The organism is Candidatus Vallotiella adelgis, from assembly GCF_020541305.1.
GTDB classification, from domain to species: domain Bacteria; phylum Pseudomonadota; class Gammaproteobacteria; order Burkholderiales; family Burkholderiaceae; genus Mycetohabitans; species Mycetohabitans adelgis.
Map to the genome: position 1 here is coordinate 388,214 of NZ_CP047396.1, position 13,061 is coordinate 401,274.

Here is a 13,061-nt window from a genome sequence, read left to right on the forward strand (position 1 = left end):
CCTCTAGCGCACTGCATTAAGGATGCGCAATTGTGGCAAATCTATTAAAATAATCTGGAAACGTCTTGCCAACGCAACCAGGATCGCGAATCCTCACTGGAATATTGCCCAAACTAACTAATGAGAAGCACATTGCCATACGATGATCATCGTATGTATTGATTACGGCATTAGGCGTCAACACGGTAGGTGGAACCACACAAAGGTAGTCTGTACCCTCCTTAACCTGTGCCCCTAATTTTCGGAGTTCGGTAGCCATTGCAAAAATCCGGTCTGTTTCCTTGACCCGCCAGCTGCCAATGTTACGCAGCTTTGTCATGCCGTTGGCAAATAACGCCGCAATTGCAATTGTCATGGCGGCATCCGGAATAAGATTACAATCTATATCCAGGGGCCTCAGCTTGCCATTATCTGATTTAATACCGCGCACCTCGATCCAGTGATCATCGATGACTACATTCGCTCCCATGCGGACTAATGCATCGGTAAATCGCACATCACCTTGGATGCTAGCCCGTCCAACACCTTCAACGCGCACCGGCCCATGAGCAAATGCACCAGCTGCTAGAAAATAAGATGCTGACGACGCGTCGCCTTCAACGGTAATATGGCCTGGTGAATGATAACATCCACGGCCGGCGGCCGGAACGATGAAGCGCTGCCAGCCATCACGCTCGACCTGCACGCCGAAGCGCTCCATCAAGCGGATCGTGATTTCAATATATGGCTTGGAGATAAGCTCACCCTCTACTTCGACCACTACCTCGCCGCACACCGTCTCTATCATCGGTAGCGTGATCAATAGTGCGGTTAGAAACTGGCTTGATACACGGCCCCGCACACGAATCGGTGCGTCCGCGCATATCGACGCCGGATGAACAAGCAATGGTAGGAAACCAGGATTGCCCTCATAGTCAATTCGTGCTGCGAGCTGCCTCAGACTATCGACTAGATCACCAATCGGGCGCTCGTGCATGCGAGACACGCCATATAGGCGGTACTCACCGCCCATGACTGCTAATGCCGCAGTTAGAGGCCGTACAGCAGTTCCAGCGTTGCCGAGAAACAATTCGGCTTTCTGAATTGGAAATACGCCTCTAGAGCCGGTTATGGTGCAACGCGACTGTGCAGCGTTATGCCGCAGCGCAACGCCCAGTTGTTCGAGTGCGGATAACATTATGTTGGTGTCATCTGAATCAAGCAGATTGTCGATCGTGGTAATGCCTTCAGCTAATGCCGCGAGTAATAGAACGCGGTTCGAAATACTCTTAGAACCCGGCAAACGTACTGTGCCAGTCGCCTGCGTGTAGGGTCCGAGGTCGAGATATTTCATAGTAGTAGAAGCTCCTTTCAGCACTGCTTAGCCCGGTAATAGCCACATGAAACCACGTACCGCGCGAATAGCTCTTCCAGCATTACGCCATTGCCTAAATGATTTCGGTGTGCACACTCGAGTACGCATTTATTGCATCCCATAGCACATTAAAGGCGAGTGCGCAGATTCGTGCCATATTTTTCTAGATTCTACGCTGTGTTCTACGTCGTGCGATCTATGTAGCGATTATACAATCTCCCCTTTCTCTAGTGAATAAAGACGCTAATTCTTCGTCCGAGTCGAGGGAGGTAGAATTATCTTAACCAGCATAAATGACAGCTTATTCGACCAGTTAGCTTATAGCCGCGAAAACAGGACTATAATTCTGCATAATGCAGCTCATATAGTAAGTGTTCTTGCCTTTCACGTGCGGTCTAGTCGTTTTTTTAAGACACATGAGTTCTGCTACAGCGGAGACAATACCACCTTACACTCCATATATTAAGTCGGAGTACGCCACGACGTAATTTCACCAAAATTGCGGTCGGCAATTAGTAACTGCTATAAATAATTGCTTAAAGTACGGGACAACAGCATTGTCCAGAACAGATCTGCACAGGTTTTACCGTAGCTAACGCGAGTAAGTTATTAGCTAGTATTAGTCTACTGTCTGCCTTTATTCGATCTTGAAAGGCATGCTGTGTTTATAAGAAGGCGCACATATATCATATGTTGTATATATGACTTGATACCAAGCTCAAAATAATTAATTATGAGATAGATTTAACGTGCGTAGTTAATTACATATTACTAATCGCCGCCTGGCATTATTCGCGGATAGGAACCGAGTATCTTGACATAGGTTGCGACACGCTCTAGCTCTGCGAGCACCGACGTAACTGCGGCGTCGTGCTGATGGCCTGCGAAATCAATATAGAAAAAATATTCCCACGCACTGCTACGTGCCGGGCGTGACTCGAAACAACTCACTGATATCCCATACCTTGCTAGTGGCTCAAGCATTTGAAATACTGCACCCGGCTTATTTCTCACTACAAGGATAACAGATGTTTTATCATGGCCCGTTGCAGCGGGTGGCTCGCCGCCAATAATCAAAAAACGTGTCCGATTATGCGGATCGTCCTGAATCAACGCGCAGGCTATCTGCAAGCCGTATTGAGTGCTGGCGCGTTCGCTGGCGATTGCTGCTACGGCGTGATCTGCCGCCGCTATTCGGGCAGCTTCGGCATTGCTTGACACTTCCTGGCGCTCAAGAAGCGGTGCGTTAGTTGAAAGCCAGTTCTGGCACTGTGCAAGTGCCTGCGCATGTGCAAACACACGAGTAACTTCTTTCAGAGTGCCACTGTGTGTAAGCAGATAATGCTGGATCAGAAGCGATAGTTCACCACTAATCTGTAGTGGTGTCTCTCGGAATAAGTCTAGCGTACGCGATACCACGCCTTCGGTCGAATTCTCAACAGGCACAACACCAAAATCAGCCGCTCCTGCTTCGACTGAGCGGAATACCTCGTCGATCGATACGCACGGCAAACCAATCATGGATTGGCCGAAATAACTGAGCATTGCCTGCTCGCTATAGGTACCCTCTGGGCCTAAGTACGCAGCTTTCTGCGCTTTCTCAAGTTGACGGCTAGCAGCCATAATCTCCCGCCAGATTAACGCGATATGCCTATTACTAAGTAGGCCGGCGGCCGATAAGGCCTGCAGACGCGCGATCACTTGCCTCTCGCGCTCCGGCCGGAATACGGGCGCGTGATACATCTTCTTGATCTTGCCAACCTCGATAGCAACCTGCGCGCGTTGATTCAACAGCATAATTAATTGCTGGTCGATCTCATCGATGCGCGTGCGCAACGGCTTGAGTTGAAGATTTAGTTCTTCATTCATTAGAATATGAGCCTGAAAAGCGCGATATTACCTTTATGTATTCGACGGGTGTTTTGATGCCATTCACGTCACTATGCTATTAATCAATGCCCTCATGCTGCTAATAAACGTACGGTTTTTAGTTCTGATGACAGTACTTATCCTCGCTCTCGACACACGTCAAACAATTTTTTGCTCCAGCTCGGCTTTTTCAATATGTGGTGCCTCGATTTTAGAAAGACCCCCTCCCTCCTCTGACCTGCTCTATCCATTAGAGTACTAGATTGATATAGAAGAGATGTTAAATATAAGTGTGCAAAAATTGTCTTTTAGAAGAATGCTAACAAGAAAATCGGACATTCCGGCTCTTAGCAAAAGCACGTGGCTTACATACCATCATGCCGGTTAAGCTAGCAGTACTACTTTTATACGCCAGAAAATAATGCACTGTACTAGGATATGTTTATTGGAATCAATAAAATATTGTGAATATACTAGCTACTAGTAGAACTTTAACTAGTTTGAAGAAATCGAATATTTCGATGTATCAATCGTTTTATTCAAGAATGCATATACATAAAATGATCGCAGAGCGTTTACTGTGATACTACTGATACTCAAGTAAATCCTTGCATCGGTCATACTCTATGCGGCGGCATGTACGCTACAATACGTTTCATGATAACATTTTTATTAGCTGTTGGTCAGTCTAGTGCTAGATCAGAACTTAAGAAGGTTTATTCCGAATAAACGTTGTTCGCGCCCGGTTGTGCACTGTTCAGAAACATGATGTAGTAGCTAATCAGCGCCACTAATATCCTTAGTAAGTCGAGCATACCTGCTGGTGCTGGACTGAACCACATTGATTTGTGAATTTGGTCAGCATCTTATTTCGATATCTCTTCTTTAGAAAGAAGCGCGGGATCTCACCGAAGATTTAGGCGGCTTGTTCTAAAGAAAATAAAACCGAATTTTGTATTTTTACAATAGCTGCTTAAGGTGCTAAAAACAAGCTGTTATAACACCACTTGGGCAGTATCGATAAATAAATACTAGCTAGTAATGCTCGACGTATATTACTTTACTTTCAGTAAAGTCATTTCCTTGTCGGCCTGATTTCGAGTTGCTTTGATCGATTCTGGCATATATTTCTGCATCAAGCTACTAATCACATCATGCCCTACGTGATCTTGCACGTCGATGAACCTCCGGCCAGTCGGGCTCTTATAGAAGGCGGTCAGATCTTTAATTTCAAACACTGAATAGTATTTAGCATATGCTTCATACTGCGCCCGCATTGCATCTTGGCGGAATTGTTCGCTATTAAATATTGTTCCAGCGGACTCTACGAGCTTTGGCACAGTATTTTTTTGTAGTGACGACACAATAGCTTGCTTCTGCTTATCCTTCAGCACCTTATTCTCGGTCAGTACATCGGATAAGATTGCTGGCACTAATTGCTTGGCTTGCATTTGGGCGCTACTAGAAATAGCGTTAACCAGCTTAAGCGCGTCAATAGCATCGAGCAGATCTTTAATAGCAGTCTGCTTAGCTGCTTCGATCGGCGAAGCAGAACTAAAAGTCGAAGTTGTGATAGCGTGGTCAGGTGATGACTGTGCTATAGCGAGCGTTGGTGTAAAAAAAGCTAATAATATCCACTGTTTGAATTGTTTTCGCATCGCGACCTCCCATGAAAAGTTTCTCTTTCTCTATCAACTCGGAGCAAATTCACTTAACTATTATTCGTTAGAGCTACCGCTAGTCGATCAGTTTCAGCAATCTGCTGCAAGCCCGATAGCTTAGTACCTTTGTCAAGGTTGATTAGTGTAACACCTTGGGTAACTCGGCCCATCTCGCGAATTTCAGCAACACGCGTACGAATTAGCACACCAGCGGTCGTGATTAGCATAATCTCACTATCTGGTTCGACTAGCGTAGCAGCCACCATCTTGCCATTTCGCTCCGAGGTTTGAGTCGCGATTATACCCTTTGTTCCGCGTCCATGCCGTGTGTATTCTGCAATGGGCGTTCGCTTACCGTAGCCATTCTCAGTCGCAGTCAGTACTGATTGTAATTCACCGTCAGCTACCAGCAATGCAATGACCTGCTGACTACCCTCAAGCCGCATGCCGCGGACGCCGCGGGCCTCCCGCCCCATCGGGCGCACGTCGTTTTCAGCAAACCGAACTGCCTTTCCGGCATCGGAGAACAGCATTACATCATGCTGCCCGTCGGTAATCTGCGTACCGATTAGAAAATCTCCGTCATCGAGCGCCACTGCGATTATACCCTTCCTTAGCGGCCGCGAGAATGCTTCAAGTGGTGTCTTCTTTACGGTGCCCAGCGATGTGGCAAGGAATACGAACTTTTTTGCTGAAAACTCTTTGACTGGTAGTACCACATTAATTTTTTCGCCTTCCTGCAGCGGGAACATATTCACGATTGGCCGGCCGCGTGAGTTGCGCGAGCCTTGCGGCACTTCATAGACCTTGAGCCAATACACGCGCCCTCGATTCGAGAAACACAGGATGTGATCATGCGTGTTCGCAATGAATAGTGTCTCAATCCAATCATCGTTTTTTGTAACGATTGCTTGCTTGCCACGTCCACCACGTTTTTGTGCATAGTACTCGGATAGCGGCTGCGATTTAATGTAACCGGCGTGTGACATCGTGACAACCATATCCTGCGGTGTAATTAGATCTTCGGTACCCAGCTCGATAGCGTTTAATTCAATCTGCGAGCGTCTGTGGTCAGCAAATTCCGCTTTAATCGCGACCAGCTCGTCGGTAACGATCGTGCAAATCCGCTCTGGTTTTGCTAAGATATCCAGTAGATCTACGATCCGTGCTATTACCTCGCGATATTCGGCTGTAATCTTATCTTGCTCTAGGCTAGTTAATCGCTGTAGACGCGTCTGTAAGATTTCCTGAGTCTGTGTGTCTGATAGCCTATACAGGCTATCAGACTGCGTACCAAAAATATCCGCTAGCCCATCAGGACGAAAAGCATCTCGCCCGTCTGGAGTTTCTTTTTGCGCGTTTGACAGCATATCGCATACTAGAGCCGAGTTCCACGAGCGCATCATCAGCTCTTGCTTTGCGATCGGTGGCGTTGAGGCCGACTTGATAATCGCAATAAACTGGTCAATGTTCGGCAGTGCCACTGCTAGCCCCTCAAGAACGTGACCACGTTCGCGTGCGCGGCGTAACTCATGGAGGGTGCGTCGCGTAACTACTTCACGCCGATGCGATAAGAAGCACTCTAGTAGATCACGCAGGTTTAGTAGCTTCGGCTGACCGTCAACCAACGCAACCATATTCATACCAAACGTATCTTGCAGCTGCGTATTTTTATATAGCTTGTTAAGAACAACTTCCGGTACTTCATTGCGTTTAAGATCAAGCACCACACGCATTCCGCTTTTGTCAGACTCGTCACGGATATCGGAAATGCCTTCGATCTTCTTCTCATTAACTAGCTCAGCGATTCGCTCGAGTAGAGCGCGCTTATTAACCTGATACGGCAACTCATCAACAATAATCGCCATACGCTGGCTGCGGTCGATCTCCTCAAAATGAGTTTTAGCGCGCATTACAATACGCCCACGGCCGGTACGATAGCCATCGTGCACGCCTTGCACGCCGTAGATGATCCCAGCCGTCGGGAAATCAGGCGCTGGGACGAGTTCGATTAGTTCGTCGATCGATGCCTGTGGGTAGTGCAGCAGATGCTGACACGCATTCGTAATTTCGCTTAAGTTATGAGGCGGGATATTTGTTGCCATGCCAACTGCGATACCAGACGAGCCGTTGATTAATAGGTTTGGAATCCGAGATGGCAGTACTTGTGGCTGCGTTTCACTACCATCATAATTCAGCTCAAAGTTCACGGTCTCCTTATCGATATCGATAAGGAGACCGTGGCCAATCTTCGCGAGTCGGATCTCGGTGTAGCGCATCGCCGCGGCGTTGTCTCCGTCGATTGAGCCGAAGTTGCCCTGCCCGTCTACCAGCATGTAGCGCAACGAGAAATCTTGCGCCATACGCACGATCGTTTCATAGACCGCACTGTCGCCATGCGGGTGATATTTACCAATCACATCGCCAACGATGCGCGCAGATTTTTTATACGCGCGATTCCAATCGTTTTTCAGCTCATGCATTGCATAGAGCACGCGTCGATGCACTGGCTTAAGTCCGTCACGCGCATCAGGCAATGCTCGGCCTACGATTACGCTCATCGCGTAGTCTAGATAGGAACGACGCATTTCCTCTTCAAGAGAAATAGGCAAGGTCTCTTTGGCAAATTGATCCATTTATTAGTATCTTTGACTAGCTTTGGCGTGCTGGTGTTCTAGGCCTCAACTCAAGCATCAACTCAAGTAAGCGAAAAGTGCATCACTGTACATGGGCGGCGTCGAACAACGCGCAGCCAGCGATATTAGCATGCGAGCTAGAGCATCCCCGATGAGTAGTACTTGCTAGAAGAATTAGCCACAACGCCCTCGCTCGAAAATATCGAGAAACGCTGGCCCGAGGTATTCCACTACTTTTCTGAAAAGCATTACGCACTTCTACCCACAGTGCCTATGACCAAGCTAGATAGTATTCTTCAGCGACTATTAAAAAACTGCAATTACCGAATTAAAACCCAGCGAAGGGGAGAAATTTATTGCCAGATATTTATTGCCAGATAGTACTGACATAAGAATATGCCGTCGCACGCATTAGTTACTGATCTAAGGCACATATATCGGTTTTTACACTGCTTTAAAAGTGTAATCTACTTAGTATCTGCTCTGTCTTTATCAATAAATTCACAGTCAAACGTCGGCAATCTCAATTACGAAAATACTAATCAGCTTCTAAAGCTTATGTATATGTTGTTGTCATATCTACATTAGAACAATTTGCTGCGAGCTTTAAAACAAGCCGATAACACTTACTAAGTAAGTAGCACCGACGAATACGTGTGGATGGATGGCATAAGCGGACATGTGAAATGCAAAGTTTGCTGTTGGCCCACCACTTCAACCGCCGATTCACACAGCTTTTCTAACTATTTGATTATACCGACTTCGGTCGCCACAAGTCCCAAAATCGCTAACAGATAAAATCTACTGTTTGACTTCGAATAGGCAATGCCGCCTGGCTAGGCAAAAGAATCTTAATAAGATTTCGCAAAAGATTAAAGCTTAGGGCTTTAAAATACTCTGCGCCGTACACAGGCTATACCGGTATCATCAGCTCGTAAAAGTATAAAGACCACTTGTTTCTGCGTCGCAGAAACAAGTCAGGGCATATCCAGTCATAGTACCCCGAGCATCACCATTGATATGGTGGCTAAGGCAAGCTCAATCCGCTTCGTAATGGGCTGAAATTAAAAGAAATATCAGGGATAAATCGGATATCCGGCAGCAAGCTACCCTATAAACATTATAATCCGCAATACGTTGAGCTACCATCAGATATAGGCTAGCTAGTGTGATGCTGGATTGCTTCTATACGAGTTCAAAGGAATAGCCTAGTCTATCACCTGATTACTCGGCGCTTCGTGTTAACTGACAATATTCGAATCAACTACATGCTGTCATGTCGACATTACTCCTGAATTTTAACCATATGCAAGATATTTTCTTGCCGGCCGCCTCAAGACCACGTTGCCGTATTTGTAAGTGCCAGCGCAGTCTTATGCGACTTGGATAATAAGATCGCTAATATTGCGCCGTATCTAGCAGCGTTAGTTAACAAAATTGCTACGTGGGCGACTTGCTGGAGATGTCCTCCTAGAGCGTGTTCGTTTACTTCAGCGTGCTGCGTACCACGTACGCCTGTTGTCTGTTTTGGTATTACATACTAGATCGCGCTATACAACCTTGATTTCAGCATGATGTAAGGAAGAACCTCTTTACCTATTATCAGGAATATTTTGATATCGACACCACCGCTGTTCAGATGGTAGCCACTCCTACTTGACAGAGTGTTCGTGTATAACATTTATTTTCAAGTACTATATAGAATATGGAGAAACCGTTAGGCTTAGTACCGCAAGTGTTATCGGCGAGTCAATACCACATTATATCAGAAGCCCTATTTTCGACTACTTTTGCAGTTGTATGTCAACGTAGCACCGCACCAGCTAGGGTAGTTTAAGTTGACAACGATCATTAGAGTCAAAATATAGTAAGTTATAGCTATGACAGCGACGCACCCCATCCGATTAAGATTCGGATCATCTGATCGGAACAACAACAGCAGTGCGATGATAAATTGAGATTAAAGCAGCATAATACAAACTTAGCATGCAAAATATCAAGATGATCGACCAACATCCGTAATCTGTGAGATACTGATATAATAGTTTTTTGGGGCCGACTTGGTTTCGACGTGGGTATCTGAGCAATGTAGGGCATACCGAGGACCCATCACCTCGTAAATCAATGGGGCTTAAGTAACTGCGAACGATACAACGTACGCACTAGCTGCTTAACACCAGCTAGCCTCGCACTAGCACGCTGACGGGCTAGAGTCGCAAGACTACACGAGGTCATTAACGCCAGCTAATCCCCGGTAAAGTCACGACGTCGGGGCTAAAAATCTAGTGAATCGCCATAGCGAAGCGTGTTCGTCCGCGTCAATGTGGTTAAATTAAAAGACTGGACTAAGTATGTAGAACTAGTTGTAAAGCGCTTGCGGACGCGGGTTCGATTCCCGCCGGCTCCACCAATATTTATCTTTAGTCAAATGACACCTCTCTGGATAACTAGAGAGAGCATGTCTTATTTTTATTTATTATAAAGAAGGTTAGATGTTAATTAATAAATTAATTTGCAGATTTATCTACCGAATTTTGGGTTATCTGCAAATATAGTCGATTAGCAATTTAAGTAACCCGACGTATTAAAAATGATTTTTTCTATACCGAAGAGTATAGAAAACCCTATTTGCCAGTCGTAAAGACTGGTACCTTCACATCAAAAAGCAAGACCATGCTATCCTAAACAATCCGAAAATACCCAATACTAATCTAATTATGCTGCGATAGCATATAGTAGGGTAAGATCTAAAACCACAAGCTGTGTACTTTCGATTAAGTCTAATAATGTTTTCTGCTAGTACTCGGTGTAATATGTTATTTAAATACAGTGTTGATCTTTGTTAGATTTATGCTATTTACTTTCTTATTGCAGCTGATAGCAGAAACAGCTTAACGCCCCGGAAGAATCTCAAGGTATCTGAATAAATACGAAGCATTATATCCAATCATCTCCCGATCGGGAGATGATTGGATATAATGCGCTATTGGTCACGTAACTGCGTGCCACATTTACGCTAAGTGTGACCCTATAAGTGCGGCGGAGTTGCGACGAGAAACGCCAGCTCAAGCAATAAAAAGTGCTCAGATCACGATCTGCATTCATGATCTAGCTACCTTTATCTAAGTTTCTAATCAGAATAGATGTATCTGCGTAAGTCGTCGGCCGACAATCTCACGCTAGCTAAAAAATTGAGTTAATAAAGCAATTGCCGGGAAAGCGTGGGTAAGAGGAGCGTTTAACGCCTTGCTATTGCACAGCACGAGAGGGGAGGTGCACGCCCCCCTCTCGTGCGAGATCATAAAAGATCTGCCAGTATCCGGTTAGGTACATGCTGAGTACTAATTGCATATTGTGCTCAGCTAGCAATATCTAAAGGTGCGCACCCATACTCTGGGTGCGCCACTAATAATATGAGTGGCAGTCTAATCTGAGTACGTTTAGGTTGCCTTTTCTCGTTCCTTACTATCGGGCAGGTATGATGATGCGTATCGTTGAGCTTGTATCCCTATCATATATTGCCATCTAAACTTTCTAGTAACATCTAGCGTTGATAGTTCTAGAAATAACAAGCGGGTACTTTAGGATAAACCTACCCCAAAAAAGTAGGCATGATCTCAGTTATCTACTTTAACATTTTCTACTAAAGAACACTACTCTATCTGCTGCAATGAATATCACTATATTTACTGTAGTTAACTAGTATTGCAAACAATATAGCAATAATAATCTTCGATGCGATGATATTTAAAGTGCTTGCCACCACGCCCAGTACGTTGCAATTACCCTCACTTATGCTCCGTCGTTGAGGTGATATGAAGCCGATTGATTTTGGAAAGCAGCACTAACCGCATAGTTAATGCATTGTCAGTCAGTGTAGGCCTGTATACGTTGCTCTATTTGGAGATAAAATGCCAATATAGGTAGCAACTCCAGTCGGTAATAATATGTGCATATTCGGTTCTTAGCATGGCGGAACTTGTACAGATTCCGCGCGATATAGCCCACTTATTTCAGGTATCATGAGATCGGTTGCTATACGACATCGTCTAGATTTTTGCTCAGCGGGTTAGCGAGCAGTGGGTCAATTAGAGGTTTCTTACCTAATGTGATATTACAGCGCAGCCTATATAGGCATATATGTAGCATATAGACAAAGAATTTTGGCACTTGACTTTGAGATGCATCGGCTAACGAAGAATCGAGTCCACCGAGTATATCGGATATACGACTACGCGAAAAACGCCTAACATAGGAGAATAGAGCTAAATCCATGGTGCCGGAGAGAAGACTTGAACTTCCGACCTTCGCATTACGAATGCGCTGCTCTACCAACTGAGCTACACCGGCAAAAAGAAGTATTGTAAGAGCGTATAATGTAAGTTAGCAACCCCCCCTTATATGTTAGTAGGGATCATACTTAATATGACTGCTAACTAGTTTGGCATTTCAGATGCTGCTTCTAAGAAGCTGTACAGCATTAGAAATGTTTATATCTGATAGTGCCTTCAGCTCTTGAGATGGTATTGTGTGACACGGTCAACTTCATTTTTAGAGCCAAGGAACACAGCGACACGCTCGTGCAGACTCTTTGGCTGGATATCTAGAATTCGCTCTTTGCCGTTAGTCGCATGACCGCCTGCTTGCTCGATGATAAATGCCATCGGATTCGCTTCGTACATAAGTCGCAGCTTTCCGGGCTTGCTCGGTGTGCGTTTGTCAGCTGGATACATGAAGATTCCACCACCACGATGCAAGATACGGTTCACGTCTGACACCATGGCTGCAACCCAGCGCATATTAAAGTTCATCTTTCTCGGGCCATCTACACCTTCTATTAGTTCGTTAACATAGCGCTGCACTGGTTCGTACCAGTAACGCTGGTTCGCGGCATTGATTGCATATTCGCAGCTGTCAACTAAAATACGCAGGGCACGATGCGTCAACACCCATGAGCCGAGATCTCGATCAAGAGTAAAGCAGTTGACACCATAGCCTGTAGTAAGAACCAACATTGTTTGTGGGCCGTATACCGCATAACCGGCGACCACCTGACGTGAACCTTTTTGCAGAAATGATTTTTCCGTCGGGTTTTTGTCATCTAGGCAGCGCAAAATCGAGAAAATCGTGCCGATTGACATGTTCACATCGATATTGGAGGAACCATCGAGCGGATCGAAGAGTAGTAAATACTTCCCTCTTGGGAAGAGAGCAGGAATCTGATGAATACTTGCCATTTCCTCTGATGCCATCGCAGCAAGATGACCGCCCCACTCGTTAGCCTCAAGTAAGATGTTATTTGACAGAATATCAAGCTTTTGCTGTACTTCGCCCTGAATATTCTCGTTTCCAGCACTTCCAAGTACTTCACCTAGTGCACCTCTGCTAACGTGATAACTAATCAGTTTACAGGCGTGAGACACGGTCTCAATCAGAAGCCGAAGATCAGAGGGAATATTGTTGTGTTCACGCTGTTGCTCGATTAGGTGCTGGGTGAGGGTCGTGCGGTGTGCGGTTGGTCGATTCGCTGTCATGATAAGT

The 13,061-nt window shown here is 45.6% G+C and carries 5 protein-coding genes, 1 tRNA gene and 1 other RNA gene; 1 reads left to right on the forward strand and 6 read right to left on the reverse strand.

Translation table 11 applies throughout. The features are described from left to right. Positions 1–16: 16 nt before the first annotated feature. From aroA to gyrA, 4 genes are all read right to left on the reverse strand, one after another. Positions 17–1,333: a 3-phosphoshikimate 1-carboxyvinyltransferase gene (gene aroA / locus GJV44_RS01475; protein WP_226806733.1), complete on the reverse strand. Its 1,317-nt coding sequence runs from the start codon at positions 1,331–1,333 to the stop codon at positions 17–19. 792 nt (positions 1,334–2,125) lie between these two features. After that, complete coding sequence (gene pheA, locus GJV44_RS01480) at positions 2,126–3,223, reverse strand: prephenate dehydratase (protein WP_226806734.1); 1,098 nt, start codon at positions 3,221–3,223, stop codon at positions 2,126–2,128. A gap of 1,055 nt (positions 3,224–4,278) precedes the next feature. Then, entirely contained in the window at positions 4,279–4,881 is a 603-nt protein-coding gene (locus tag GJV44_RS01485) for a DUF2059 domain-containing protein (RefSeq protein ID WP_226806735.1), read from the reverse strand. A gap of 53 nt (positions 4,882–4,934) precedes the next feature. Continuing rightward, positions 4,935–7,520 (reverse strand): DNA gyrase subunit A, encoded by a 2,586-nt coding sequence (gyrA, locus tag GJV44_RS01490; RefSeq protein ID WP_226806736.1) that lies wholly within the window; start codon positions 7,518–7,520, stop codon positions 4,935–4,937. A 2,051-nt stretch (positions 7,521–9,571) separates the two neighbouring features. Here gyrA and ssrA point away from each other — a divergent pair. Next, positions 9,572–9,930: a transfer-messenger RNA gene (gene ssrA, locus GJV44_RS01495) on the forward strand. A gap of 1,864 nt (positions 9,931–11,794) precedes the next feature. On the opposite strand, the gene GJV44_RS01500 is transcribed toward ssrA, so the two are convergent. Then, positions 11,795–11,870, reverse strand: a tRNA-Thr gene (locus GJV44_RS01500). Positions 11,871–12,028: 158 nt separating this feature from the next. Continuing rightward, positions 12,029–13,054 (reverse strand): class 1 fructose-bisphosphatase, encoded by a 1,026-nt coding sequence (locus tag GJV44_RS01505; RefSeq protein ID WP_226806737.1) that lies wholly within the window; start codon positions 13,052–13,054, stop codon positions 12,029–12,031. Positions 13,055–13,061: the final 7 nt, after the last annotated feature.

Coding starts and splice junctions, on each gene's coding strand:
- aroA (WP_226806733.1), bottom strand. CDS start 1,333: ATGAAATATCTCGACCTCGGACCCTACACGCAGGCGACTGGCACAGTA.
- GJV44_RS01505 (WP_226806737.1), bottom strand. CDS start 13,054: ATGACAGCGAATCGACCAACCGCACACCGCACGACCCTCACCCAGCAC.
- GJV44_RS01485 (WP_226806735.1), bottom strand. CDS start 4,881: ATGCGAAAACAATTCAAACAGTGGATATTATTAGCTTTTTTTACACCA.
- pheA (WP_226806734.1), bottom strand. CDS start 3,223: ATGAATGAAGAACTAAATCTTCAACTCAAGCCGTTGCGCACGCGCATC.
- gyrA (WP_226806736.1), bottom strand. CDS start 7,520: ATGGATCAATTTGCCAAAGAGACCTTGCCTATTTCTCTTGAAGAGGAA.